The following is a 26,035-nucleotide window of genomic DNA, read 5'->3' as shown; positions in this document are numbered from 1 at the left end:
TTGTCCGCCTCCGCAGTCACGGAAACGAGCACGCCCAAGGCACACGGCTGCCGGCCGTTAGGCGCGGTCTTGTCTATTCTAGCCCCTTCAGGCCGTTATGCCCGAAACCGGGCGGCTGCTGCGCTGCATCAGCCGCCCGGGCCGGACCTCACTTATCGCGGTTGCCCGCGGCGTCGGAGACGATGTCGATGCGCCACCCGGTCAACTTGGCCGCCAGGCGGGCGTTCTGGCCCTCCTTGCCGATGGCCAGGGACAGCTGGTAGTCCGGGACCACGACCCGGGCGGAGCGCGTGGCCTCGTCCGTGATGGTGACCGAATTCACGCGCGACGGCGACAGGGCGCTGGCAATGAAGGTTGCCGGGTTCTCGCTGAAGTCGACGATGTCGATCTTTTCGTCGTTCAGTTCGTTCATGACGGCGCGGACGCGGGAGCCCATTTCACCGATGCAGGCGCCCTTGGCGTTGATCCCCGGCGTGTTGGCCTTCACGGCAATCTTGGTGCGGTGCCCGGCTTCGCGGGCCAGCGCCACGATTTCCACCGAATGGTCGGCGATTTCGGGTACTTCGAGTTCGAAGAGCTTACGGACCAGGCCCGGGTGCGAGCGGGACAGCGTCACGGACGGGCCCTTGGTGCCGCGGTGCACGTCAATGACCAGGGCGCGGAGCCGGTTGCCGTGGATGTACTTTTCACCGGGAACCTGTTCGGGCGGCGGCAGGAGCGCCTCCAGCGATCCAAGGTTGACCTGGATCATGTGCGGGTTGTTTCCCTGCTGGATGGTGCCGGATACCAGTTCGCCCTCACGGCCCTTGAATTCGCCCAGGACGTTGTCGTCCTCGACGTCGCGGAGCCGCTGCAGGATGATCTGCCGTGCGGTGCTTGCGGCGATGCGGCCAAAGCCTTCGGGGGTGTGCTCGAATTCACCGATGGGGGCGCCGTCGTCGTCAATTTCGACAGCCCAGATGGTGACGTGGCCGCTCTTGCGGTCGAGTTCGGCGCGCGCTTTTTCGAAGGCGCCGGGCGACTTGTGATACGCCACCAGGAGCGCCTGCTCGATGGTGGGGATCAGGAGGTCCAGCGGGATTTCACGCTCACGCTCCAAAAGTCTCAGTGCGCTCATGTCAATATCCATCAGGCCTCCTCGGAAGGTCCATTGTGTTCAGGTTCCAGACCATCCTCCGGGAGGTGGCTGAATTCGATCTCGACTTTTCCGTTGCGGATCCTGTCGAAAGGAAGCGTTACTGGTTCGCCCTGCCGGGGCTTCATGCCCTTCTTGACGGGCACTTCGGGGATGAGCGTCACTCCCCCGCCGTCCACGGCCTGGATGCGGCCGGTGACGTTTTCGCCCTGGATGACGTTGACCTTGACCATCCGGCCGCGGGCGCGGTGCCAGTGCCGGGGTTCGGTGAGGGGACGCCCGACGCCGGGTGAGGACACTTCGAGGTCATAGGGGCGGCCGTCGTCGTTGGGGTCGTTGTCCAGGACATCGGAGAGCACCTTGGAGATGTCCGCAATGACGTCCAGGCTGACTCCGCCGGTCTCTTCCTGCGGCAGGTCCACCACCACGTGGACCACGCGGTGGGAGCCGGGGATGATGGCTACGTCCTCAAGGTACAGGCGGTTGGCCTGGACGGCGGGTTCCAGGAGGGCCCGGAGCCGGGCGGCTTCGGGATTGTGGGCCGGCGCGGATCCGCTTCCCGTACCGGTGTGGTCTGGTGAAGCTGTGGCTTCTGCATTGCTCACGATGCCGGCCGCCCTCCCTATAGATGATGTGGTGTTTACTAGCGTAGCTATTTTACCGGCCCAGTGGTGCACCCGGGTGCCCCCTCAGCGTGACACCATGGTCTGTTGTGAAAGACCGCCGCCCGGACCCCAAGCACCGCATGCGCCCGTTCCGGTATGCCGTCCTTGCCCTTGCCGCCTTGGTTGTCCTGAGCCTCGGTTTTGCCCTGATTCCCGCGGAAAAACCTGTCCCTGCCGAGCCGCCGTTTTCCGAGCGGGCCCGGGCGGCGGCCCTCAGTGCGGTCCTGGAAATGCGCACTGCAGGATTGGCCCTTGCATCAGCAGACACCAGCCAATCCACTGCGCTGGGCCCTGTTGTGACCTTGCTGACCATTCAGGCCAGGGCCCTGTTGGCCCCCGCGTCCGGGTCCCCGTCCGCACCCACGGAGGCGTCCCCGCCACCGGCAGCGGCGACGCCGTCCGCAGACGCCGGTCCGCAAAACACCGCCGAGCTGGTCCGGGCCCTGGCCGTCAGCGGGACAGCCCGCCTCAAGGACGCGGAGACGGCCGACGGCGGCATGGCCCGGCTTTTGGCCGGCACCGGCACCGCACAGCTCCTCGCCGCCGCCCAGTTGGCTTCCGCAGCCGGGGTTCCCGTGCCGCCGGAGGCGGCAGGACCCGGCACCGAGGTCCAGGCAACAGCACAGCCTGCGTCGCCGTGCCCGTCCCCACCTGCCCGGGCTGCCGCGCCGGCTCCCGCTGTTTCATCCCCCGCCGCATTGGCCGCCGCCGTGTCCGCCGAACAGCAGGCCGTCTACGGCTACCAGGCAGCGCTCCCCCGCCTCGCACCCGCCGACGCCGGCCCGGCGTCGGAATTCCTGGGTGCGCACAAGGAACTGGCTGCCGCGGCGGTGGAACGCCTGCGGCTGGCCTGCGGTACGGAGGTACCGCAACAGCCCGGGTACGTCCTTGATCCCGGTTTCCTGGCTGCCCCGGCGGCGGCGCTGGGCAGGCTTGAGGCGGCCACGGTGGTGGCCTATGGCGATTTGGTGGCGGCTGCGCAGGGCCAGGACCGGAAGTGGGCGCTGGCAGCCCTTCGGTCAGCCGCCGCCCGCACCCTTCGATGGGGTGCGGATCCGGGCCCCGTTCCGGGCCTCACCCTGGACGCAGGCCAATTGCCTGGGCTTCCCGCCGGGGACGGCCTTGCCGCCGGACCCCGGCCGTCGTCGTCCGTTGCATCCTGAACCCGGTCCGCAACCGCGCAGCTTTCCGGCCCTTGGCGCAGTCCCGCAGGGAAGGCCTCCGGTAGGGTGGCGTTGGGCGGGCCGGGATGGTTTGCTGAAGGGATGAATGCGGACGAACCGGCCGGACGTCCGGAACCCACGGCAGCGGGCCGGGGCCTGGGCCGGCACCCCCAGGCGGAACCGCACGGTGACGACACTGCGCACCGGCTTAACTGGCTGCGTGCCGGTGTCCTGGGCGCCAACGACGGCATCGTCTCGGTTGCCGCGATCGTGGTGGGCGTTGCCGGGGCCACTCCTGAGGTGGCCCCCATCCTCACCGCGGGTGTGGCCGGTGTGGTGGGCGGGGCAGTGTCCATGGCGCTGGGTGAGTACGTTTCCGTCAGCAGCCAGAGCGACAGCCAGCGGGCGCTGATCGAGAAGGAACGGCGTGAGCTGGCCGAGGATCCGGAAGCTGAACTGGCGGAGCTGGCCGCCATCTACCAGGAGAAGGGCCTCACCGCCGAAACGGCGGCCAAGGTTGCCAAGGAACTGACGGCCCACGACGTCCTGGCGGCGCATCTGTCTGCCGAACTCAACATCGACGAAGCTGACATCGTCAGCCCCTGGCATGCCGCCTTTGCCTCGGCAATCGCCTTCACCATCGGGGCCATCCTGCCCATGCTGGCCATCCTGTTGCCGCCGCCGGGCATCCGGGTACCACTTACGTTCATCTCGGTACTGGTGGCCCTGGCGTTGACCGGCGCCCTCGGGGCCTGGATCGGCGGCGGGTCGAAGACCCGGGCAGCAGTACGGGTGGTGGTGGGCGGGGCCCTCGCGCTGGCGGCGACGTTCATGATCGGCAACCTGCTCGGCGCTTCCGGTGTTGTCTGATCCCGCAGTGCCACGCCCCGTGGTGCCCGCGGTCCCCATCCCGCCCAGGCTCGCTGCCCGCTATGCACGCAGCAGCGCCGGCCGGGACTGGCTTGGCGGCCTGCCTGGCCTGCTGGCCGATCGCCTGGAGCAGTGGCACCTGGAGGTGGACCTGGAGCCAGGAAGCTTCCCGTGGAGCGGCCACGGCGGCCTCGTGGTCCCGGTGCGGCAGGACGACGGATCCCCCGCAGCCCTCAAAATCGCTTTCCCGCATGACGAGGCCCAGGTGGAGCGGCATGCACTGGCGCTCTGGGGCGGCCGCGGCGCCGTTCTCCTGCTGGCCTCGGACGGCGCGTCGTGCGCCATGCTGCTGGAGCGCCTTGAGGGCGGCCGCTCGCTGGCCGCCCTGCCGGTCGATGAAGCCGTGCACGTGTGGGGCGGGCTGGTACGGGAATTGGGGCTGGTCCCGGACCACCGCCCGGAGTGGCAGGAATTCAGCCACATAGCCGCCCGGGCTGAGCAATGGAGCGACGACCTGCCCGCTGACTGGGATCTACTGGGCCGTCCTTTTCCCAGGTGGCTGTTGGAGGCGGCCCTGGAGGTGTGCCAGAAGCGCGGCGCGGTGGGACGCAGGTCCGCATACGATGTCCTGGTCCACACGGACCTGCATTTCGACAACGTCCTGGCGCGGCCGGGGACAGCGGGGGCAACTTCGGCCGGCTACGCGGCGATCGACCCCCAGCCCATGGTCGGCGAGGCCGGGTTCGCGGTTGCTCCGCTGCTGTGGAACCGCCTCAAAGACCTCCCTGCTGCCCTGCCGGGTCCTGCGCTGGTGGAGCGCTGCCAGAACTTCAGTGCCGCCGCAGGGCTGGACCCGGACGCGGCCCGGGAATGGGCCATCGCCAGGGAAGTTGACAACGCGCTGTGGTATTTCCGGAACGGGCACCGGGGAGACCTGGCCCGCTCGCTTTGGGTAGCCAGCACCCTCGCCGGGAACACCCTGGCCGGCCTTCCCCACCCACATTCCCTTCCCGAGCCCGGACAGGACGGATAAGGTCCGGCACCGCCCGGGGTAGTCCGGCACCACACGCGGTCCGGACGCCCGGCGGGCCCAGGAGTCCTCTAGGCCGGGTCCTTCACGGCGGCCAGCGCTGACCGGACAGCGTCCACTGCCGTGGCCACGTCCTCGCCCGCCGTGTGCCAGTTACTCACCGACACCCGGAGGATGTCCCGGTCCTGCCAGCGCGAACCGGACATCCAGACCTTTCCCTCCTCGATGATGCGGGCGGTGACCGCCCGGGTGGTGGCATCGTCCCCGAACGCCAGGCACACCTGGGTGTAGCCGACGTCGTTGAGGACCTCCACCCCGTCCAGTGCCGCCAGCCCCGCAGCGATGGCCCTGGCCGCAGCGGCCAGGCCGCCCACCTGGGCCGCCACACCGTCCCGGCCCAGGCTTTTCAGGGCCGCCCATACCGGCACTCCCCGCGCGCGGCGGGACAGCTCCGGGACCTTCTCGAAAGGATCTCCGGGGCCTTCGGCGTCGTGCACCAAGTAGCTCGCGTGCAGTCCCATCGCGGCCCGCAGTGCAGACGGGTCCCGGACGATGGCAATGCCGCAGTCATAGGGAACGTTCAAGGTCTTGTGGGCATCCGTGCCCCAGGAGTCCGCTTCTTCAAACCCCTGGGTGAGGTGCCGCAGGTCCGGCGCGGCAGCCGCCCACAGGCCGAAGGCGCCATCGATGTGGACCCAAGCGCCATGTTTGCGCGCCACGGCGATGGCTTCGGGAAAGGGATCGAAGGCGCCCGAGTGCAGGTTGCCGGCCTGGAGGCACACCAGCGCCGGACCGCTCCCGGAAGCAAGGGCGGCATCGAGTGCTTCGGGATCAAGGCGGCCCTGGCCGTCAGCGTCGACCTGCGCCGGCCGTCCAAGGCCCAGGTAGCGCAGGCCAAGGTCAACGGTGTCATGCCGTTCGCGGCCCACAAAGCAGCGGATGCGTGGTGCACCGGAGAGCCCGTCGCGGTCAAGGTCCCAGCCGGCGTCGGCCAGCAACCGCCAGCGGGCAGCAGCCATCCCCGTGAAATTTGCCATGGTGGCGCCGGTAACGAATCCGACATCGGCTCCGGACGGCAGGCCCAGCAATTCCAGTACCCACTGTCCGGCGGCTTCCTCGATGGCGGCGGTGGCTGGGGTGGCGTAGCGGAGTCCTGCGTTCTGGTCCCAGGCGCTGACCAGCCAGTCGGACGCCAGGGCGGCAGGCAGGGTGCCGCCGATGACCCAGCCGAAGAACCGGCCGGAGGGCATTGCCATCAGTCCGGGCTCGGCGTTCGTGGCCAGGAAGTCGATCACTTCAGCGGCCGGCACGCCCGCTTCGGGCAACGGACCACCGAACACCCCGCCAAGGTCTGACGCATGCAGCCTTGGTCCCACGGGGCGGTGCCGGAGGCTGGCCAGCCAGGCCTGCGAGTGCCTTGCTGCGGCCGCCAGTGCCGCGGCATACTCGTCATCGCCGTGTGCCATACCTGCATGCTACGCCGGGCGGGCGAGTGCCACGAGGACGAGTCCTGGCCAGGGGTCAGGCGAAGTTTTCCTGCCAGACGTCGTAGCCGAGTTTGAGGATCAAAGCCGCGACGACCACAAGGAAGACCACCCGCACAAACTTGCTGCCTTGCTGCACCGCGGTCCGGGCACCGAGGTAGCCGCCGGCCATGTTCGCCGCGCCGAGGACCAGGCCGATCCCCCACAGGATGGACCCGTGCGGGGCAAAGAACAGCAGCGCCCCGGCGTTGGTGGCCATGTTGACGATTTTTGCCTTGGCACTGGCCTCCAGGAAGGCGTATCCCATGGCGGACACCAGGGCGATGACCAGGAAGGATCCCGTCCCGGGCCCGATGAGTCCGTCGTAGAAGCCGATCACGGCACCGATGAGGCAGGCGACGACGTAGTGGCGGTGGCCCGCGTGCCGGAGCGCCGTCAGCTCACCGACATTCGGTTTCAGGGCGGTGAAGAGCGCGACGGCGACCAGCGCCACCACGATGATGGGCTTGAAGACTCCGGCCGGCAGGGTGGCCGCCAGGCTGGCTCCGCCGAAGCTGCCCGCCAGGGCAATGACGGCCATGGGGACGGCCGTCCGGAGGTCCGGCCCCACCCTCCGGTAGTACGTGGCGGCGCTGGTGGCGGTTCCGAAAATGGAGCCCATCTTGTTGGTGGCAAGCGCCTGGACGGGCGCGATGCCGGGCACCAGGAGCAGCGCCGGAAGCTGGATGAGTCCTCCGCCGCCCACCACCGCGTCAACCCAGCCGGCTGCGAATCCAGCCACCACAATCAGGATGATCGTGGTGAGCTGGATCGACTCGAAGCCGGAGATCAATGGTTGCGGACGGCGTTGACCAGGTAGTCGACGGCTTTGTCCACCTCGATGTTCTCGGCCTCACCGCTGCGGCGGTCCTTGATCTCCACCACGCCGTCCACCAGGCCGCGGCCCACTGCCAGGATGGTGGGGACGCCCACCAGTTCCGCGTCGCCGAACTTCACGCCGGGCGAGACCTTGGGGCGGTCGTCGTAGATGACTGAAAGGCCTGCTGCTTCAAGGTCTGCCGAGAGCTTCTCCGCTGCCTGGAAGATCTCCTCACCCCGGCCCACGGCCACCACGTGCACATCGGCAGGGGCCACGGTGCGGGGCCAGACCAGTCCGCGCTCGTCATGGTTGGCCTCAGCCAGCGCGGCCACGGCACGGGTGACACCGACGCCGTACGAACCCATGGTGACCACCACCTGCTTGCCGTTCTGGTCGAGCACCTTCAGGTCCAGCGCTTCGGCGTACTTGCGGCCCAGCTGGAAAATGTGGCCCATTTCGATGCCGCGGGCGGTTTCCAGGGGGCCGGAGCCGTCCGGAGAGGGATCGCCGGCGCGGACTTCGGTGCACTCGATGACGCCGTCCCAGGTGAAGTCACGGCCTGCCACGAGGCCGAAGACGTGCTTGCCGGCCTGGTTCGCGCCGGTGATCCAGGCGGTTCCGCGAACCACCCGGGGGTCCACCAGGTACAGGAGCTTTGTTGCGCTTTCGGCGCCGAGAAGTGCCTGGTCCAGGGTAAGGCCCGGTCCCAGGTAGCCCTTGACGATCAGCGGCTGCTTCTTCAGGTCCTCCTCGCCGGCCTGCTCGAGTCCGATCTCGCCCGCGATGGGCAGGAACGAGCCAATGTTCGCTTCGACGCGCTTGAGGTCCACGGCCCGGTCTCCCGGGACGCCAATGACCACCAGCTGCCGCTCACCCGTGGGCAGGGTGACGGCGAGGACCACGTTCTTAAGCGTGTCGGCGGCCGTCCAGGCGCCGCCGTCGGCCTCCGCGCGCGGGGCGATCTGGTTGGACGCGGCAACCAGGGTCTCGATGGTGGGGGTGTCCGGGGTGTCCAGGACCTCCGCAGCCGGGGCGTTGGTGAAGTCGATCTCCTCGGGAACCACCGTGGTCACGGCCTCCACATTGGCCGCGTAGCCGCCTGCGGAGCGGACGAAGGTGTCCTCGCCGATCTCGGTGGGGAACAGGAATTCCTCGCTCCTGGACCCGCCCATTGCGCCGGCGGTGGCCGCGACCGGCACAACCTCGAGCCCCAGGCGTTCGAAGATCTTCAGGTAGGCGGCGCGGTGCGCGGCGTAGCTGGCGTCCAGGCCGGCGTCGTCCACGTCGAAGGAGTAGGAGTCCTTCATGATGAATTCGCGGCCGCGGAGGAGTCCCGCGCGGGGGCGCGCCTCGTCGCGGTACTTGTTCTGGATCTGGTAGAGGCTCAGCGGCAGGTCTTTGTAGGACGAGTACAGGTCCTTGACCAGGAGTGTGAACATCTCCTCGTGCGTGGGGGCCAGCAGGTAGTCTGCGCCCTTGCGGTCCTGCAGCCGGAACAATCCTTCGCCGTACTCGGTCCAGCGGTTGGTGGCCTCATACGGTTCCCGGGGCAGCAGGGCCGGGAAGTGGACTTCCTGGGCACCGATGGCGGCCATTTCCTGGCGGATGATCTCCTCGACCTTGCGCAGGACGCTGAGCCCCAGCGGCAGCCAGGTGTAGATGCCGGGGGCGGCGCGGCGGATGTAGCCGGCGCGGACCAGGAGTTTGTGGCTGGCGACCTCGGCATCGACGGGGTCTTCGCGCAGCGTGCGCAGGAAAAGCTGGGACAGTCGTAGGACCACGGGTGGTATCCGTTTCTGGGGAAGTGCTGGGTCAGCAGGGCCGGACAATTCGTCTGGGTACTAATCTACCGGCAGGGAACGAACGGTACGGACTGGCGGGCCGCAGCCGGCCAGGGCCACGCCGGGAAAACAGTAGAGCCACGCCCGGGAATGCAAAGCCCCTGGCCCCCCAATAGGGCTGGTCATCGCATCCGGGCGTGGCTCGACGCCGTTATCGCCTTAGTACTGGTGAGGACTGGTGAGACCGCCCACCCCACTTCCAGCGCAGCTAGATCGAACTTATGTGATCGTGCGCACGTTTGACAAGAGTTTTCATTTTTCGGAATCCGCTTGCCTGCGACTGGCGCACATTGTTTCTTCAGCCGCCGGGTGTTTACTTGACCAGAGCACCGGCCGATTCGAGGAGCGCCCCCGCGCGCTGCACGGCGTCTGCCTCGCTGGCCCCGCCGGACGCCACCGAGGTAAGCACTACGCCCTGCTGGACAACCTGCGCCGTGACCGTGGACTGCTTCTGCCCATCGGGCAAGGCGGTGTCGGTGCGGTAGGCGATGGTGCCGGGACGGCTGCTGACTCCCTGCAGCGCCGTGACGGTGACGGCCACCTCCATGCCCGAGGCCGTCATGGTCATTGAGGAGCACTTTGCCAGCTGGTCCTGCTGGCCCTTGAGCCTGGCAAGGAAGCTTTGGTCCAGGCCGGACACCAGGGACAGCGCAGTGACGGCCCCCGTGGCAGCGTCGGTGCTCATGCCCACGGCCATGGCGGCGCCATCGACGGACGGGACAGTACTCGAGGCTGCGAGTTCCTTGCACTCGGCCGGCTTGACGTCGATGGAGGAAAGCATTGCCTTCGTTTGTTCCAGCGTGGTGGCAATGTCTGCGCTGGGCAGGACGGTCAGCCTCCGGTCGGCGGCGTCCCTCACCTGCCCGACGATGGCCGCGAGTTCTCCGGCGGTATACGCCTTGGCTGTCGGGGTTGGGGTTGGCGTGGTGGTGGCGGCAACAGTTGTGGCGGGGCCGGCAGGGGCTGCGGGTGTGGACCCGGCCGCTTTCGGTTCGGGTGTTCCACCACAGGCGGAGACTGCTGTGGCAAGAAGGACAGAGACCGCGAAAGTTCCCAGCACCGACGTCTTCAAATTTCCCCCAATATTCTGCGTGCTGCCGGTGATCGCCGGCTAGAAGAGAACTGTAGCGAAGGTGCCTACCTGGCGGAAGCCTACGCGTTCGTAGGTGGACCGCGCCCTGGTGTTGAATCCGTTGACGTAGAGGCTGGTCACGGGGGCCAGTTGCTGGGCCTTTTCCACCACGGCGGACATGTAGCCGGCACTGAGCCCCTGGCCACGGAAGACCGGGTTCATCCACACGCCCTGGACCTGGGTGACGTGGTCCGTGACCGCCCCAAGCTCCGCCTTGAACACCACGTCCCCCTGGTCGTTGAGGTGGACCATGGAGTGCCCCTGCCTGATGAGGCCCTCCACGCGGCGGCTGTAGAACTCCCTGCCGCCCAGGTAGGGCGAATAACCTACCTCTTCCTCGAACATTGCGGCGCAGGCGGGCAGGATGCGGTCGAAATCGGCGAGGTTGCCCAGGGCCAGTCCGGGGTTGGGCTGTACCAACGCCGGCCCCTCAATAACCATCAGGGGCTGGTCGTCCCGGACCTCATGGGCCCGGTGGCCCAGCCCGGCGAGTTGGGTATGGAGTGCGAGCACCGCGTCAGCAGGCCCAAAAGCGGACGCATACCGGCGCCCGGAAGTGTTGGCGGCCTCCGCCACCAGCGGGGCAAGGGCGGGATCAAGCTGAACCGGAACCAGGTTGGCTCCGGCCCAGCACGCGCCCGTGAGGATGCCGTCGTCGAAAACCCCAATGACCCCGGCCCCACCGCTGGTGGGCGCCGCCGTCCCCGTGGCCCGGAGATGCGAGAGGATGAAGACGTTGGTCACCGGATCCCGCTGGGCCAGCAGTGTCAGCGCCGGGGTATCCTGGCCGTCCAGGATGCGGACGGAAAGCCCCGCGGGGTCTGCCGCGTCCCTACGAGACGCTAACCACGGGGCTACCTTTGACAGCATCTTCGCCATCGGCCTCCCCCATCTCTTCCGCGATACGCATAGCCTCTTCGATCAGTGTCTCAACAATTGCGCTCTCGGGAACAGTCTTGATGACCTCGCCCCTAACGAAGATCTGCCCCTTGCCGTTGCCGGAGGCGACACCGAGGTCAGCCTCGCGCGCCTCACCGGGCCCGTTCACGACGCAGCCCATGACCGCCACGCGCAACGGGATCTCCATCCCTTCCAGCCCGGCAGTGACCTGCTCGGCCAGGGTGTACACGTCCACCTGGGCGCGGCCGCAGGAAGGACAGGACACGATTTCAAGTTTGCGGGGCCGCAGGTTCAGCGATTGGAGGATCTGGTTGCCTACCTTGATTTCCTCCACCGGCGGCGCGGAGAGGGACACCCGGATGGTGTCGCCGATGCCCCGGGAGAGGAGTGCCCCGAACGCGGTGGCGGACTTGATGGTGCCCTGGAAGGCAGGCCCGGCTTCGGTGACGCCCAGGTGGAGGGGCCAGTCGCCCTTTTCGGCGAGCATTTCGTAGGCGGCCACCATGACTACGGGGTCGTTGTGCTTCACGGAAATCTTGAAGTCGTGGAAGCCGTGCTCCTCGAAGAGCGAAGCTTCCCAGACTGCCGATTCAACCAGCGCCTCCGGGGTGGCCTTGCCGTACTTCTTGAGGATTCCCGGCTCCAGGGATCCTGCGTTGACCCCGATGCGGATGGAGGTTCCGTGGTCCTTGGCCGCGGCGGCGATTTCTTTTACCTGGTCATCGAATTTGCGGATGTTCCCGGGGTTCACGCGCACTGCCGCGCACCCGGCCTCGATGGCCGCGAAGACGTACTTCGGCTGGAAGTGGATGTCCGCGATGACGGGGATCTGGGACTTCCGGGCGATGATGGGCAGCGCCTCGGCATCGTCGGCGGAGGGGCAGGCCACGCGCACAATGTCGCAGCCGGACGCCGTGAGTTCGGCGATTTGCTGCAGGGTGGCGTTGATGTCCGTTGTGGGCGTGGTGGTCATGGACTGCACGCTGATGGGGAAATCAGATCCGACGCCTACCGAGCCGACTTTGATTTGGCGCGTCTTGCGGCGGGGGGCAAGGACGGGCGGTGGTGCTGACGGCATTCCCAGGCTGACCGAGGTCACGTGGACTCCTTGAGTTGAAAGGGTAGATAAGCGGCTACGCGGCGATCCCGGCCAGCATGCCGGTTACCGGGGACCATTCCGTGATGCGGGTTCCGGCAATCACGCCGGCTTGGGCGAAAGGATCCTGCTTGAGGATCGAGTTAAGGGCGGCTTCGTCTGATGCCTTGAAGATCAGCAGGGCACCGGCGCCGTCGCCGTAGGGTCCGCTGGCCACGATGACGCTGTCCTGCGCCAGCCTGCCTGTCCATTCCCGGTGCGCGGGGCGGACCTCGTTGCGGGTTTCAGTGGAGTTGGCGGCATAAACGTACTCAACGGCAAAAACTGTCATACCGCTACCCTATCTCCATGGCCGGCCTGGTACCGTCCCCATCCCCCATGCCGGAGGACGTGCCGGGGCGGAGCACACGCCTGCACCGCGGGCTGCGGTCAGTGCAGGAAGAGGACTTTGACCGCGGCAGCGGTGCCGGCCGCCCAGAGCATGGAAGTGAGGGTCCCAATGATGAAACGCTCGGCGGCTACCGGCGTCTCCTTCAGTTCAGCGAACCTGCCCAGGCCCTTGATGGCAACGATGTAGGCGATGGCCACGGGCTGGCCGGTGAGGATGGCCAGGCACACCCCCAGCCGCTCCAGTACGCCGATGATGGCCCCGCCGCGCAGGATGCGCTGGCTGGGTGCGGCAGCTCCGGCCGCGGGGGCGTTCGACGGCGTCCGGCCGGGAGGGGCGGTCAGCTCGTTGTCCACCGCCTGGCCGCCGCCTCCGCCCCCGGCGTCCGGGACGGGGTCCAGGGTGACGTCAGCCGAGGGGTCCTCTTCAGCCGCCCGGGCATCCTCGGCGGCCTTGGCGGCATCGGCCTTGTCGTCGATGGTCCGGGCGAGCCTGAAGACCAGCGCAGTCACCGGCCAGCCGGCGAAACCTGCCATTACCAAGGCCACTGCCACCCACAGTGCGGTCACCTGTCTCCTTCAGTCCTGTTCGCCGGCTCCTGGCCGGCCGGGGCTTCCTTCCGGCCCGGAGCGTCCTCCAGGGCTTGGCCGAGCCGGGAGTCGGCATACCCAAGAAGCATGGACGCGGCCGGCCTGGCTGCCCATTCTTCCTGCCACCCGGAGCGGATGACGGTTCGGCTCACCGATTGTTCCGAGATTCCGAGTTCAAGAGCCACGTGCTTCTGGCTTCCGTGCCGGCCCTGCCGCTGCCCGGGGGTGCCCAGGCGGCGCAGGGCATCCACTACCCGCCACTGGGCCTGCGTACGGTCCTGGACGAGCCTGCCGAGCAGCCTGAGTACCGCTTCCGCATTGGCGCATGCCCGCACTCCTTCCCCGGCGGCGCCCTTGGCCGCTTCCCTAGCCATAATGCCGGGCACCACTGACAGCGGCACCTGGGAGCCGGCTCCTTTGGCAAGCTCAACCGCCCGGCGGGCGGCAACAAAGGCCGTTCCCGTGCCTTCCCGGGGGCTGGCATGGAGTGGCAGGGCTACAGTTCCGACGCCGATTCCGACGTACCAGCGTCCGCCGCGGAGCGCGTGCAGGGCTATCTCCACCACGGCGGCCGCGTCCCGCACGACGCCTTGGACTTCATCCCCCACGGAGCGGTCGAAGATGGGCTTGTCCGTTCCCGGCAGTTCGAGGCGTGCCAGCTGTTCGAGCAGGGCCGGTACGCGGTCCTGGTCTCCAGTGCTTCCCCGCTGGTCAATGGTCATGACGAACATACCTCAACCATAGACGGTTGATACCGGTCAATCAATCAGATTTGACTGATTTATTGTAGTCAACCATAAGGGGCCGATCAGCCGAACAAATTGACCGGCTTGACGATGTCCGCGTAGATCAACAGCGCACTCATGCCCATCAACAGGGCTGCGACCACGTAGGTGACGGGAAGCAGTTTGGCGATGTCGAACGCCCCCGGGTCCGGCCGTCCGCGCAGCTTCGCCACCCTGCGCCGGGCGCCCTCGTACAGGGCGCCGGCAACGTGGCCGCCGTCCAGCGGCAGGAGCGGGACGAGGTTGAACACCGCGAGGGCGAAATTCAGGCCGGCCAGCAGGCCAACGAGGGTTGCCACCCGGGACTGCATCGGAACAGCCTCCATGGCTGCCACCTCGCCTGCCACCCGTCCGACGCCCACCACGCTGATGGGGCCGTTGGGGTCGCGCGGCTCTTCGCTGAACGCAGCTTTGGCCACCCCCACTACGCGGGCAGGCAGGTTGAGGACCACACCGGCCACCTGGCGGATGTTCTCCCCCGCCATGGGCAGGACGGACGACGCCGGCTGGGGCACCAGTGCGGTCTGCGCACCGATACCAAGGAATCCGACGTCCTGGTACTGGAGGTTGCCGGCGGCGTCGGTGGCCTGGCGCCCGTCGGTTCCGATGACCGGCCGGGCCGACAGCACCGGCGTCACGGTGGTGGAGACCGTTTGGCCGTCCCGCTGCACGGTGATGGCCACCTCCTTGCCGGCCGACGCGCGGATCCACTCCGTCAACTGGTCCCACCGGGTGACGGGTTTGCCGTCGAAGGAGGTAATGGTGTCATTGGGCTTCAGGCCTGCCGCGGCTGCGGGCGTCAGCTGGCAGTCGGCGGAGTCAGGATCAACGGTTTGTCCCGCTGCCACCTGGCACTTGGAGACGTCCGAGATGGTGGTGGTGGCCGTGGCAACACCGAACCCCATCAGCAGCACGGCGGTGAGCAGCACGCCCAGGATCATGTTCATGGCCGGGCCGCCCAGCATCACAATGACTTTCTTCCAGACGGGCAGCCGGTAGAAGACCCGGTTTTCGTCGCCCGGCCCCACTTCCTCATGGGCCATGGAACGTGCCTCGGTGGCCAAAGTCTGGAACATGCCGGTGCTGGAGGGCCGGACCGAGCCGTCCTCCTTGTTGGGCGGGTACATGCCGATCATGGAGACGTAGCCGCCCAGCGGCACAGCTTTCACGCCGTACTCGGTCTCGCCCTTCCGGCGAGACCAGAGCGTCGGCCCGAACCCGATCATGTACTTGGTGACACGGACCTTGAAGAGCTTGGCGGGCACCAGGTGGCCCACTTCGTGGAGCGCAATGGACACGGCGACGCCAAGGGCGACGAAGACGACGCCGAGAATGAAAAGTAGGACAGGGGTCATGGAGGTGCTGCTGCTTCCTAGAGTCTGCTGACTGCTAAACGTTCGTGGGCCCGTGCGCGTGCCCAGCTTTCAGCATCCAGCACGGATTCCACCGTCAGCCCGGAGGAACCTGAGTGTTCGCTGAGCACGCTGTCCACGGTGTCGACGATGTCCGTGAACCGGATCCGGCCGGCATGGAACGCCGTGACCGCTTCCTCGTTGGCCGCATTGAAGACAGCAGGGTAGGTGCTCCCCTGCTTGGCGGCGTCCTTGGCCAGTCCGACGGCGGGGAAAGCTTCGGTGTCCAGCGGTTCAAAGGTCCACGTGGCGGCCTGGGTCCAGTCGCAGGGGCTGGCGGCGTTGGGCACCCGGGCGGGCCAGCCGAGCCCCAGCGCGATGGGCAGGCGCATGTCCGGCGGGGAAGCCTGGGCGATGGTGGAGCCGTCCACGAACTGGACCATGGAATGGACCACCGACTGGGGGTGCACCACGACGTCGATCCGGTCCAGCGGAATATCGAACAGCAGGTGCGCCTCGATGACTTCCAGGCCCTTGTTCACCAGCGTGGCGGAGTTGGTGGTGACCATGACGCCCATGTCCCAGGTGGGGTGGGCCAGGGCTTCCCGGGGGGTGACGGAGTGGAGCTCTTCCCGGCTCCTGCCCCGGAACGGTCCCCCTGAAGCTGTGAGGATGAGCTTGTCCACCTCAACGGCAGTGCCGGAGCGCAGGCACTGGGCGATGGCCGAGTGCTCCGAATCGACGGGGACTATCTGGCCTTCGCGGGCCGCTGCCTTGACCAGGCTGCCGCCGACGATCAGGGATTCCTTGTTGGCAAGGGCCAGCGTGGCTCCGGACTTGAGTGCCGCGAGGGTGGGGGCCAGGCCGATTGATCCGGTGATGCCGTTGAGCACCACGTCCGCTTCCACCGCCGCGATGCGGGCGGAGGCGTCCGGGCCTGCCACGATCTCCGGCCGGTACCCCTGGCGGCCTGCCGCAGCCGCGGCGTCGCTGATCAGCGATGCCAGCCGGGCAGGATCCCCGCCGGCAATCCCCACCGCAGTGGCGCCGGTGTGGACCGCCTGCTGCGCCAGGAGCTCCAGGTTGCCGCCCCCGGCACTGAGGGCCACCACTTCGAACAGGTGCGGGGCGCCGTCGACGACGTCAATCGCCTGGGTGCCGATGGAACCAGTGGATCCGAGGAGGACGATTCTGCGTGGCTGCATGGGTTAAGTATCCCGCACCAGTCCGGCCCCTTTGACGCCCCCGGTCCTGCTGTGCCCGGCCTGATGATGCACCTTGACCCCCGCGTGACCGGGCGTAACGTGGAATCCGTGGACTGGCTGTGGTGGTTTGACGCGCCGGAATACGGGTTCGCCCGCCAGGTGCTGCAACGGGGTGTGGCGGCACTGTATTTTGTTGCGTTCCTGTCCACGATGAACCAGTTCCCCGCCCTGCTCGGCGAGCGCGGCCTCCTCCCGGTGCCCGGGTTCCTTGCCGCGTTCCCCCGTTTCCGCCGGCCCACGCTGTTCCGCTGGCGGTACTCGGACGGGCTGCTGCGCGGAGTCTGCACCGCCGGCCTGGTGGTATCGGCACTGCTGGTGGCCGGACTCCCGCAGCTGGGCCCGCCCTGGGTGCCCCTGCTTGCGTTCCTGGCCCTGTGGCTGCTGTACATGTCCATCGTGAACGTGGGCCAGACCTTCTACGGGTTCGGCTGGGAAATGCTGCTCCTTGAGGCGGGCTTCACCGTTGGGTTCCTCGGTTCCAACCAGACGGATCCGCCCCGGACCATCCTGGTCCTGGTCGTGTGGCTGGTGTTCCGGCTGGAATTCGGCGCGGGAATGATCAAGATCCGCGGCGGCAGGGAGTGGCGCGACCTGACCGCCCTGTACTACCACCACGAAACCCAGCCCATGCCCGGCCCGCTGAGCCGGCAGGCCCACCTGCTGCCCAAGCCGCTGCACCGGATCGAGGTGGTGGGCAACCACATCGCCCAGCTGGTGGTGCCGTTCCTGCTGTTCGCCCCCCAGCCCGTGGCAAGCGTTGCGGCGGGGGTGGTCGTGCTGACCCAGCTGTGGCTGGTGGCCACCGGCAACTTCGCCTGGCTGAACTGGATGGCGATCGTGCTGGCGTTCGCGGCGGTCAGCGACCCCGTGGCGCACGCCGTGATACCTGCCATCCCGGCGGACTGGAATGCCGCCACGGGCGCCCGGACGGAAACGCCGCTGTGGTGGCTGGCCATCACCCTGGCGGCGTCGATCCTGCTGCTGGTGCTGAGCTACTGGCCGCTGCGGAACCTCTTCTCCCGCCGGCAGCTGATGAATGCCAGCTTCAACCGGTGGCAGCTGGTTAACGCCTACGGGGCCTTCGGCACAGTGACCAAACAGCGCATCGAAATCGTGGTGGAGGGCACGCTGGACGAGGACCCCCATGACGGTTCGGACTGGCGCGAGTACGGCTTCAAAGGCAAGCCTGGGGACGTCCGCCGGCTCCCGCGCCAGTGGGCCCCCTACCACCTGCGGCTGGACTGGCTGATGTGGTTCCTGCCGCTGCGGACCGTCCACGAGGAATGGTTCTACGCCTTCCTCGGCAAGCTCCTGGCCGCTGACCGGCAGGTGCTGCGGCTGCTGCGGAAGGACCCGTTCGACGGCGCCGCGCCACGCTGGGTGCGCGTGCGCAGCTTCCATTACCGCTTCGCCAGCCGGAAGGAGTTCCGCGAAACAGGGAACCGCTGGGTGCGGACCCTGCTTTCCGAGCCGATCCCGGCCACGTCCCTCCGCCGGCCCAAGGGACGGCAGCGGTAGTTATGCCTCCACGGCGGCGCGGCGGACGATCTCCTGGGCGTGCTTGAGGATGGGGCCGTCGATCATTTTGCCCTGGTACTTGAAGACCCCGGATCCCGCCGACGCGGCAGCGTCCAGCAGGGCCGTGGCCGCTGCCACCTCGTCGGCCGAGGGCGCATAGGCCTTCCGCACCACGGCTGCCTGGCTGGGATGGATGCAGGCCTTGGAGCTGAAGCCGGAGGCCACGGCGTCGGCCGCTTCAGCAGCCAGCCCGTCGAGGTCGGGGATGTTGGTGTAGACGGCATCCACTGCTTCCTTGCCGTGGGCCCGCGCTGCCAGGAGGACTGACGAGCGGGCGTGCAGCGCCACTGCCCGGTAGCCGCCGTCGTCCTTCCGGCTGGACGTACCGCCCAGGGAGGCCAGCAGGTCCTCGGCCCCCCACATCAGGCCCACCACGTTGGGGGCGGCAGCGATGGCCGGGGCGTTGAGCACGCCCACGGCCGTTTCGCACAGCGCAATCACCTGGTAGCCCTCCAGCGCCTTGAGCTGGTCGGCCGACTCCGCCTTGGCCAGCATCACGGTGCGGTAGGGCGTGTGCGCCAGGCAGTGGAGGTCTTTTTCAAAGTCCTCGGTGCCCACGGGGTTGACCCTGACAATGGTGCAGCTGGGTTCAAGCTCGGGTTCCACGCCGGTGGTGCCCAGTTGGGCCAGGATAGCGCCGCGGGCCCGCTGCTTGTCCGCCGGCGCCACCGCGTCTTCGAGGTCCAGGATGACGGCGTCCGCACGCGCGGCGGCCTTTTGGTAGCGCTCGGGACGGTCGGCGGGGCAGAAGAGCAGGGCGGGGCCCATCACAAAGGTCATAAGGCTATTCTCCGACGTTTTGGCTGCCCTGTGCGTTCCCATGCGCCTCCCGCGTCCACATCAGGCAGCTGCGGGTGGCCCGTGCCACCACGGCGCCGTCCTGGTTGCGGCCGGTGTGTTCCATGGTCACGATGCCCTGGCCGGGGCGTGAGGCCGAGAGCCTCCTGCCGGTGATGACGGTCTCCGTGTACAGGGTGTCCCCGTGGTACAGCGGGTGCGGGAAGGAAACGTCCGTCAGGCCCAGCTGGGCAATGATGGTCCCTTGGGTCAGCTGGGTGACGGACTGGCCCACCATGGTGGCCAGGGTGAACATGGAGTTCATTAGCCGTTGCCCGAACGGCTGGCCGGCGCTCCAGGCGGCGTCCAGGTGCAGCGCCTGGGTGTTCATGGTCAGGGTGCTGAACAGGACGTTGTCCGTTTCCGTCACCGTCCTGCCGGGACGGTGGGCGTACACCAGCCCCTCCTCCAGCTCATCGAAGTACAGCCCGCGCTGTTCGATGACCCGCGGGCCGGCAGCGGGGCCTCTGCGGGCGCCGGCCCCGGAGTTGCCGTCCGTGGGGTTGCTGCCGGTCATACCGTGAGTTCCCGGTCTTCCTCGAACAGGTCCGCCCCGGTAGCGGCCACTACATCCTCCACGGAGACGTTGGGGGCCAGTTCGCTCAGGACCAGCCGCGATCCGCCGCCGTCCCGCACGACGTCGATGACGGCCAGGTCCGTGATGATCCGGTCCACGCAGCCCTTCCCGGTCAGCGGCAATGAGCACTCCTGGACGATCTTGGGGTTGCCGTTGCGGTCGACGTGCTCCATCATCACGATCACCCGCTTGGCCCCGAACACCAGGTCCATGGCGCCCCCCATGCCCTTGACCATCTTTCCCGGGATCATCCAGTTGGCGAGGTCCCCGTTGGCTGCCACCTCCATGGCGCCGAGCACGGCCACGTCAACGTGGCCGCCGCGGATCATGCCGAAGGACGTTGCCGAATCGAAGAACGCCGCTCCCCTGTTGACGGTCACGGTCTCCTTGCCGGCGTTGATCAGGTCGGGGTCGATGGCGTCCTCGGCCGGGTAGGGGCCGACGCCGAGGATCCCGTTCTCCGAGTGCAGCACCACCTCCACTCCGTCCGGGATGTAGTTGGGGATCAGGGTGGGCATCCCGATCCCGAGGTTCACGTACTGGCCGTTGCGGAGTTCCTTGGCCACCCGGGCGGCGAGCTCGTTCCGCGTCCAGCCTTTGGTTTCGGCGGCGCCTGCTCCGCCGGGCCCGGGCTGGTGCTCGCCGCCACGCCGGTATTCCGGGCGTACGGCTTCTGGCCGCGGGGCGTCGGGGCTGTTGGGATCCATGGTCATGCTCCTGCCTGGTTGAGTGCCACCGTCCGCTTTTCGATCCGCTTTTCCCCGTCCCGGGCCAGGACCACCCGCTGGACGAAGATGCCGGGGGTGTGGATGTGTTCGGGATCCAGTTCGCCGGGCTCCACGAGTTCCTCCACCTCGGCGATGGTGATGCGCCCTGCCATGGCGCACAGCGGGTTGAAGTTCATGGCCGTGGCGTGGAACACCAGGTTGCCGTGGCGGTCTCCCTTCCACGCATGCACCAGCCCGAAGTCCGGCGTAAGCGACTCTTCCAGGACGTAGTCCACTCCCCCGAAGGGGCGCACTTCCTTCGGCGCAGAGGCGACCGCGATCCCGCCGTTGGCGTCGTACTTCTGCGGCAGGCCGCCGTCGGACACCTGCGTGCCAACCCCCGCCTTGGTATAGAACGCCGGGATCCCGGCCCCGCCGGCCCGCAGCTTCTCGGCCAGCGTGCCCTGCGGGGTGAGCACCACTTCAAGCTCGCCGGCGAGGTACTGGCGGGCGAACTCCTTGTTCTCGCCCACGTAGGAGCTGATGGTGCGGCGGATGCGGCCGTCGCGGAGCAGGATGCCGAGCCCCCAGTCATCCACGCCGCAGTTGTTGCTGACAGTCTCCAGGCCCGAGGTGCCGGCCCGGTGGAGGGCATCGATCAGGGCCACCGGGATCCCGCAGAGCCCGAAACCGCCCACCGCCAGCGAGGCGCCATCGGGGATGTCCGCGACGGCTTCGTCAGCGCTCGCAACAACCTTGTCAATCATCATTGATCCTTTCGGGCCGGCTAGAGTCCCAGTTCGCGGGCAATCAGCATCAGCTGGACCTCCGTGGTGCCCTCCCCCACTTCAAGGATCTTGGAGTCGCGGTAGTGGCGCGCCACGGTGAACTCGTTGATGAAGCCATAGCCGCCGAATACCTGGGTGGCATCCCGCGCATTGTCCATGGCTGCCTCGCCTGCGACCATCTTAGCGATGGCCGCCTGGGTCTTGAACGGCTTGCCGGCAAGCATCCGGGCGGCCGCGTCGTAGTACGCCAGGCGGGCGGTGTGGGCGCGGGCCTCCATCCGGGCGATCTTGAAGGAGATGGCCTGGTACTTGCCGATTTCGTGGCCGAAAGCCCGGCGTTCGCGGGCATACTTGACGGACTGGTCAACGCAGCCCTGCGCGGCACCGGTGGCCAGGGCGGCGATGGCAATCCGGCCCTCGTCCAGGATGGACAGGAAGTTGGCGTACCCGCGCCCCTCGGTCCCCAGCAGGTTTTCCTCCGGCACCCGGACGTCCTTCAGGGTGAGGGGGTGGGTGTCCGAGGCGTTCCAGCCCACCTTGTTGTAGGGCTTTTCCGCCTTGAAACCGGGCGTGTCGGTGGGGACCAGGATGGTGGAGATGTCCTTCTTGATGCTGCCGTCGGGGCGTTCCTGCTGTCCGGTGACGGCGGTGACGGTGACCAGACGGGTGATGTCGGTTCCGGAGTTGGTGATGAATTCCTTGTTCCCGTTGATCACCCACTGGCCGCCCTCCCGCCGGGCGTGGGTCTTGGTGCCGCCGGCATCCGAGCCGGCCTCCGGCTCGGTGAGCCCGAACCCGGCGAGCGCCTGGCCGGAGGCCAGCATGGGCAGCCATTCCTGTTTCTGCGCGTCCGTGCCGAACCGGTACACCGGCATGGCACCGAGGGACACGCCCGCCTCCAGGGTGATGGCGACAGACTGGTCCACCCGGCCAAGCTGTTCCAGTGCGAGCGCCAGGGCGAAATAGTCCCCGCCCATTCCGCCGTATTCCTCGGGGAACGGCAACCCGAACAGGCCCATTTCCGCCATCTGCTTCACCACTTCATAGGGGAAGCTGTGCTCTTCGTCGTGTTTGGCGGACACCGGGGCCACGACGTTGTCAGCGAAGTCGCGGACGGTGTCGCTGAGGTCCTGGTATTCCTCGGTGAGTTCAAAACCGGTCATGGTCAGGCTCCTTCGCCTTGTTCTGCAGCTTCGCCTGTAACGGTGTCTGCGTCGGTGTGTGCGGGTTCCGCATCCGCAGGGTGGATGGTGGCCAGGATCTGGTCGGCCTTGACAAGGTCACCGGTACGGGCGGTCAGGTGGACGGTGCCGGCAAGGGGGGCCACCAGGTGGTGTTCCATCTTCATGGCCTCGACGGACACCAGGACTTCCCCCGCTTCCACCGCATCTCCGTCGTTGACCGGGACCGCCACGACGGTTCCGGGCATCGGCGAGCGCACCTCGGGATCGGCGGCACCTTCCTGTCGCTGGACTGCGGCGAGGACCCGCTGCAGCCGGGCTTCCCGCGTGAGGAGTTCCAGCCGGCAGGACCAGCCGCCGCTGCCGAGGAAGATCTGCCCGGGGGCCACGGCCACCCGGTACTCCCGGGCTGCCCCGCCAAGGGTAAGGACTGCGCTGCCGTCTACCGCCTCGTGCAGCGACGCTTCCTGCGGCGCGCCCCCGTTGACGGCGGCCACGGCTGTGCCTCCACCAGTCGGACTGTCCGTCACCGCTACGGTGGCCACCCCGCCGTCGGGCGTTCCCAGGCTGATCCGGCGGGGCGCCGGCGCCCCCAGCCGCCAGCTGCTCCTGGAATACCACGGTCCGCCGGAGGGAGTGGGATGGTTCCCATCCTCCTGTGCGAGTGAGTACAGCGCGGCAGCCACCAGTTCGTGATCGCCAATGCGCCTGAATTCCAGCGCCGGCATCTTCCGTTCGATCAGTCCGGTGTCCAGTCGCCCGGCCCGGACATCGGGATCGCTGAGCAGGAGCCGCAGGTACTCGACGTTGGTCTCGATGCCCAGTGCCGTGTACCCGGCCAGCGCCTTGTCCAGGGTTTCCACGGCTTCTGCACGGTCTCCGCCCCAGGCGATGACCTTGGAAATCATGGGGTCATAGTTGGCGGAGAGCTCCAGCCCTTCCAGCAGCGAGGAATCCACCCGGACCCGGCCGTCCGCGTCCGGCGCCAATTCGCCCAACTGGAGCACTGTCCCGGTGGATGGAAGGAAGTTCTTTTCCGGCACCTCGGCGTAGACGCGGGCCTCCACCGCGTGGCCGGAAAGCCCGACGTCGGCCTGCCGGATGGTGAGCGGCTCACCGGCGGCGATCCGCACCTGCCATTCCACCAGGTCGACGCCGGTCACCATTTCCGTGACGGGGTGCTCCACCTGCAGCCGGGTATTCATCTCCATGAAGAAGAACTCATCCGGCGCATTGTCCGAGACCAGGAACTCCACGGTTCCGGCCCCGGTGTAGTTCACGCTGCGGGCGGCGTTGCAGGCGGCCTCGCCGATCCGCGCTCGCACGTCCGCACCGTTCGGCAGGCCCTCCAGCAGGGGCGAGGGGGCTTCCTCGATGACCTTCTGGTGCCGCCGCTGCAGGGAGCATTCGCGTTCGCCCAGGTGGATGACATTGCCGTGGCCGTCGGCGAGTACCTGGACTTCGATATGCCGCGGGGTGGTCACCAGGCGCTCCAGGAATAGGGTGTCGTCACCAAACGCGGCGGCGGCCACCCGCCGTGCGGTGGCCAGGGCGGCGGGCAGGTCCGCGGGCTTCTCCACCACGTGCATGCCTTTCCCGCCGCCACCGGCGGAGGGCTTGATGAGAAGCGGGAAGCCGACGGCGCCGGCGGCCTCCTCGAGCTCACTGTCCGTCATGCCGGGCCTGGCGATGCCGGGGACTACCGGCACGGAGTAGCCTGCCACGTGGTTTTTGGCGCGGATCTTGTCGCCCATCACGTTCAGCGCGTCCACTCCGGGACCTATGAACGCTATGCCGGCCTTCTCGAGCGCACGGGCGAAGTCCGCATTCTCGCTCAGGAAGCCGTAGCCGGGGTGGACCGCTTCCGCCCCGGACTGCCGGCAGGCCTCAAGGATGGCGTCGATGCTGAGGTAGCTTTCGGTTGCCGCTGCCGGGCCGATGCGTAAGGCTGTGTCAGCTTCACGGACGTGGCGGGCGCCGGCATCGGCATCGCTGTAAACGGCCACCGATCGGATTCCCAGCGCGCGCAGCGTGCGGATGACGCGGCAGGCGATTTCCCCCCGGTTGGCCACCAGGACGCTGCTGAAGAGGGGTGCGCCGCCGGTTTCCGCGCTAACGGCTTCACCGACGGGCGTGCCTGCGGCGAACCGCTGCGTTGCGGTGTTGGTCTGCATGGTCATTGCTGGCTCACATCCGGAAGAGGCCGAAGGAAGTCTCCGGCAAGGGGGTGCGGGAGACGACGTCGAGCGCCAGGCCCAGGACGGTGCGGGTATCGGCCGGGTCAATGACGCCGTCGTCCCACAGCCGGGCGGTTGAGTAGTAGGGACTGCCCTGGTCCTCGTACTGCCGGCGGATGGGCGCCTTGAAGGCTTCCTCGTCCCCGGCAGCCCATTCCTCCCCTGCGGCTTCGTACTGGTCCCGTTTGACGGTGGCCAGCACGCTGGCTGCCTGGTTGCCGCCCATCACCGAGATCCGCGCGGCCGGCCACATCCACAGGAACCGCGGGGAATAGGCCCGTCCGCACATGGAGTAGTTTCCCGCGCCGAAGGAGCCGCCAATGACCACCGTCAGTTTGGGGACGCGGGCGGTGGCGACGGCGGTCACCATCTTGGCACCGTTCTTGGCGATGCCGCCCTGCTCGGCGTCCCTGCCCACCATGAAGCCGGAGATGTTCTGCAGGAAGAGCAGCGGGATGCCGCGCTGGTCGCAGAGTTCAATGAAATGCGCACCCTTGAGCGAGGACTCGCTGAACAGCACGCCGTTGTTGGCCACGATCCCTACAGGGTGTCCGTCAATCCGGGCGAATCCGGTGACCAGGGTGGTGCCGTAATCCTTCTTGAATTCGTGGAACTTGCTGCCGTCCACCAGGCGGGCAATGACCTCGTGGACGTCGTAGGGGGCGTTGACGTCCGTGGGCACGGCGCCGTAGAGCCCTTCCGGGTCCACGGCCGGTTCGACGCCGGGTTCCACCTGCCAGGCCGGCGCGGCCGGCGGCGGGAGGGTGGCAACGATGTCCCTGATGATCTGCAGGGCGTGTTCGTCGTTTTCTGCCAGATGGTCGGTGACTCCGGAGATTTTCGAGTGCACCTCGCCCCCGCCCAGTTCCTCGGCGGTGACGATTTCACCGATGGCTGCCTTTACCAGTGGCGGCCCGCCCAGGAAGATGGTGCCCTGGTTCCGGACAATGACGGTTTCATCGCTCATGGCGGGGACGTAGGCTCCGCCGGCGGTGCAGGACCCCATGACGGCGGCGAGCTGCGGAATCTTGGCGGCGGACAGGCGTGCCTGGTTGTAGAAGATCCGGCCAAAGTGGTCCTTGTCCGGGAAGACCTCGTCCTGCATGGGGAGGAAGGCCCCGCCTGAATCGACCAGGTAGATGCAGGGCAGCCTGTTTTCCAGGGCGATCTCCTGGGCGCGGAGGTGCTTCTTCACCGTCATGGGGTAGTAGGTGCCGCCCTTGACGGTGGCGTCGTTGGAGATGACCAGGACCTGCCGGCCGTGCACCAGGCCGATCCCGGCGATGACCCCGGCGCCGGGAGCGTCGCCGCCGTACATGCCGTTGGCGGCGAGCGGGGCGATTTCGAGGAAAGGGCTGCCGTCATCGAGGAGCTGGTCGATCCGGTCCCGCGGCAGCAGCTTGCCCCGGGCCACGTGGCGGTCCCGCGACTTCCGGGGGCCGCCCAGTGCAGCATCCGCCAGCTTCTTCCGCAGCTCTCCCGCGAGCGATGACTGTTCCTCCCGGTTGGCGCGGAAGGACTCGCTTGCCGGGTCGAGCCGGGTGGCCAGGGTCTCCATCGAGGCTCCGTCCTAAA

24 protein-coding genes are annotated in these 26,035 nt (G+C 67.8%); 4 read left to right on the top strand and 20 right to left on the bottom strand.

Going from position 1 to position 26,035, the window contains the following annotated elements; translation table 11 throughout:
• Nucleotides 1-148: 148 nt before the first annotated feature.
• Nucleotides 149-1,129, bottom strand: a complete 981-nt coding sequence (gene nusA / locus J2T23_RS11320; RefSeq protein WP_141160995.1) for a transcription termination factor NusA — start codon at nucleotides 1,127-1,129, stop codon at nucleotides 149-151.
• Complete coding sequence (gene rimP / locus J2T23_RS11315; protein ID WP_141181157.1) at nucleotides 1,129-1,740, bottom strand: ribosome maturation factor RimP; 612 nt, start codon at nucleotides 1,738-1,740, stop codon at nucleotides 1,129-1,131. Before rimP ends, nusA begins: the two co-directional genes overlap by 1 nt.
• A gap of 107 nt (nucleotides 1,741-1,847) precedes the next feature.
• On the opposite strand from rimP, the gene J2T23_RS11310 reads away from it, so the two are divergent.
• The 3 genes from J2T23_RS11310 to J2T23_RS11300 all read left to right on the top strand — a co-directional run bounded on the left by J2T23_RS11310 (nucleotide 1,848) and on the right by J2T23_RS11300 (nucleotide 4,866).
• The gene (locus J2T23_RS11310) at nucleotides 1,848-2,963 is read left to right on the top strand and encodes a DUF4439 domain-containing protein (protein ID WP_307359983.1); all 1,116 of its coding nucleotides are present in this window, start codon (nucleotides 1,848-1,850) and stop codon (nucleotides 2,961-2,963) included.
• Between the two features lie 102 nt (nucleotides 2,964-3,065).
• The gene (locus J2T23_RS11305) at nucleotides 3,066-3,833 is read left to right on the top strand and encodes a VIT1/CCC1 transporter family protein (protein WP_141160997.1); all 768 of its coding nucleotides are present in this window, start codon (nucleotides 3,066-3,068) and stop codon (nucleotides 3,831-3,833) included.
• A gap of 7 nt (nucleotides 3,834-3,840) precedes the next feature.
• Nucleotides 3,841-4,866 carry an aminoglycoside phosphotransferase family protein gene (locus J2T23_RS11300; RefSeq protein ID WP_246839732.1) on the top strand — a complete coding sequence of 342 codons (1,026 nt, stop codon included), beginning with the start codon at nucleotides 3,841-3,843 and terminating at the stop codon, nucleotides 4,864-4,866.
• Nucleotides 4,867-4,934: 68 nt separating this feature from the next.
• Here J2T23_RS11300 and J2T23_RS11295 read toward each other — a convergent pair whose 3' ends face one another.
• The 11 genes from J2T23_RS11295 to dxr all read right to left on the bottom strand — a co-directional run bounded on the left by J2T23_RS11295 (nucleotide 4,935) and on the right by dxr (nucleotide 16,495).
• Nucleotides 4,935-6,329 (bottom strand): pyridoxal phosphate-dependent decarboxylase family protein, encoded by a 1,395-nt coding sequence (locus J2T23_RS11295; protein WP_141160998.1) that lies wholly within the window; start codon nucleotides 6,327-6,329, stop codon nucleotides 4,935-4,937.
• A gap of 55 nt (nucleotides 6,330-6,384) precedes the next feature.
• A complete protein-coding gene (locus J2T23_RS11290; protein ID WP_141181154.1) occupies nucleotides 6,385-7,179 on the bottom strand; it encodes a sulfite exporter TauE/SafE family protein in 795 nt (264 codons plus the stop codon).
• On the bottom strand, nucleotides 7,176-8,987 hold the full coding sequence (locus tag J2T23_RS11285; RefSeq protein WP_307359978.1) for a proline--tRNA ligase: 1,812 nt from the start codon (nucleotides 8,985-8,987) through the stop codon (nucleotides 7,176-7,178). The genes J2T23_RS11290 and J2T23_RS11285 overlap by 4 nt, the downstream gene beginning before the upstream one ends.
• Before the next feature lie 373 nt (nucleotides 8,988-9,360).
• The gene (locus tag J2T23_RS11280; RefSeq protein WP_307359975.1) at nucleotides 9,361-10,119 is read right to left on the bottom strand and encodes a hypothetical protein; all 759 of its coding nucleotides are present in this window, start codon (nucleotides 10,117-10,119) and stop codon (nucleotides 9,361-9,363) included.
• 39 nt (nucleotides 10,120-10,158) lie between these two features.
• Complete coding sequence (locus J2T23_RS11275; RefSeq protein WP_141161634.1) at nucleotides 10,159-11,049, bottom strand: GNAT family N-acetyltransferase; 891 nt, start codon at nucleotides 11,047-11,049, stop codon at nucleotides 10,159-10,161.
• Nucleotides 11,012-12,178: a flavodoxin-dependent (E)-4-hydroxy-3-methylbut-2-enyl-diphosphate synthase gene (gene ispG, locus J2T23_RS11270; RefSeq protein ID WP_214941078.1), complete on the bottom strand. Its 1,167-nt coding sequence runs from the start codon at nucleotides 12,176-12,178 to the stop codon at nucleotides 11,012-11,014. Before ispG ends, J2T23_RS11275 begins: the two co-directional genes overlap by 38 nt.
• 34 nt (nucleotides 12,179-12,212) lie before the next feature.
• Nucleotides 12,213-12,506, bottom strand: a complete 294-nt coding sequence (locus tag J2T23_RS11265) for a YciI family protein (RefSeq protein ID WP_141161003.1) — start codon at nucleotides 12,504-12,506, stop codon at nucleotides 12,213-12,215.
• 98 nt (nucleotides 12,507-12,604) lie between these two features.
• On the bottom strand, nucleotides 12,605-13,132 hold the full coding sequence (locus tag J2T23_RS11260) for a hypothetical protein (protein ID WP_141161004.1): 528 nt from the start codon (nucleotides 13,130-13,132) through the stop codon (nucleotides 12,605-12,607).
• Nucleotides 13,129-13,884: a MarR family transcriptional regulator gene (locus J2T23_RS11255; protein ID WP_307359972.1), complete on the bottom strand. Its 756-nt coding sequence runs from the start codon at nucleotides 13,882-13,884 to the stop codon at nucleotides 13,129-13,131. The genes J2T23_RS11260 and J2T23_RS11255 overlap by 4 nt, the downstream gene beginning before the upstream one ends.
• A 77-nt stretch (nucleotides 13,885-13,961) precedes the next feature.
• A complete protein-coding gene (locus J2T23_RS11250) occupies nucleotides 13,962-15,293 on the bottom strand; it encodes a M50 family metallopeptidase (RefSeq protein WP_307359970.1) in 1,332 nt (443 codons plus the stop codon).
• A 17-nt stretch (nucleotides 15,294-15,310) separates the two neighbouring features.
• Nucleotides 15,311-16,495 (bottom strand): 1-deoxy-D-xylulose-5-phosphate reductoisomerase, encoded by a 1,185-nt coding sequence (gene dxr, locus J2T23_RS11245; RefSeq protein WP_307359967.1) that lies wholly within the window; start codon nucleotides 16,493-16,495, stop codon nucleotides 15,311-15,313.
• A 108-nt stretch (nucleotides 16,496-16,603) separates the two neighbouring features.
• Between dxr and J2T23_RS11240 the strand changes: the two genes are divergently transcribed.
• Nucleotides 16,604-18,073 carry a lipase maturation factor family protein gene (locus J2T23_RS11240; protein ID WP_141183315.1) on the top strand — a complete coding sequence of 490 codons (1,470 nt, stop codon included), beginning with the start codon at nucleotides 16,604-16,606 and terminating at the stop codon, nucleotides 18,071-18,073.
• On the opposite strand, the gene J2T23_RS11235 is transcribed toward J2T23_RS11240, so the two are convergent.
• Genes J2T23_RS11235 through J2T23_RS11205 form a run of 7 tightly spaced genes read right to left on the bottom strand, consistent with a single transcriptional unit; the run spans nucleotide 18,074 to nucleotide 26,018 of the window.
• The gene (locus J2T23_RS11235) at nucleotides 18,074-18,913 is read right to left on the bottom strand and encodes an HpcH/HpaI aldolase/citrate lyase family protein (RefSeq protein ID WP_141161007.1); all 840 of its coding nucleotides are present in this window, start codon (nucleotides 18,911-18,913) and stop codon (nucleotides 18,074-18,076) included. It abuts the gene before it with no gap.
• Between the two features lie 4 nt (nucleotides 18,914-18,917).
• A complete protein-coding gene (locus J2T23_RS11230; RefSeq protein WP_246857396.1) occupies nucleotides 18,918-19,487 on the bottom strand; it encodes a MaoC family dehydratase in 570 nt (189 codons plus the stop codon).
• Nucleotides 19,484-20,260, bottom strand: coding sequence for a CoA transferase subunit B (locus J2T23_RS11225; protein WP_370871403.1), 777 nt, complete (start codon nucleotides 20,258-20,260; stop codon nucleotides 19,484-19,486). Before J2T23_RS11225 ends, J2T23_RS11230 begins: the two co-directional genes overlap by 4 nt.
• Entirely contained in the window at nucleotides 20,257-21,021 is a 765-nt protein-coding gene (locus J2T23_RS11220; RefSeq protein WP_141183313.1) for a CoA transferase subunit A, read from the bottom strand. Before J2T23_RS11220 ends, J2T23_RS11225 begins: the two co-directional genes overlap by 4 nt.
• A gap of 20 nt (nucleotides 21,022-21,041) precedes the next feature.
• Nucleotides 21,042-22,205, bottom strand: a complete 1,164-nt coding sequence (locus J2T23_RS11215; RefSeq protein ID WP_307359964.1) for an acyl-CoA dehydrogenase family protein — start codon at nucleotides 22,203-22,205, stop codon at nucleotides 21,042-21,044.
• Nucleotides 22,206-22,207: 2 nt separating this feature from the next.
• Nucleotides 22,208-24,403, bottom strand: a complete 2,196-nt coding sequence (locus J2T23_RS11210) for an ATP-binding protein (RefSeq protein ID WP_370871402.1) — start codon at nucleotides 24,401-24,403, stop codon at nucleotides 22,208-22,210.
• 7 nt (nucleotides 24,404-24,410) lie between these two features.
• Entirely contained in the window at nucleotides 24,411-26,018 is a 1,608-nt protein-coding gene (locus J2T23_RS11205) for a carboxyl transferase domain-containing protein (RefSeq protein ID WP_141181145.1), read from the bottom strand.
• Between the last annotated feature and the right edge of the window lie 17 nt (nucleotides 26,019-26,035).

This window comes from Pseudarthrobacter niigatensis (genome assembly GCF_030812615.1).
GTDB lineage: Bacteria > Actinomycetota > Actinomycetes > Actinomycetales > Micrococcaceae > Arthrobacter > Arthrobacter niigatensis.
This window is presented reverse-complemented; position numbering and strand designations above follow the sequence as displayed.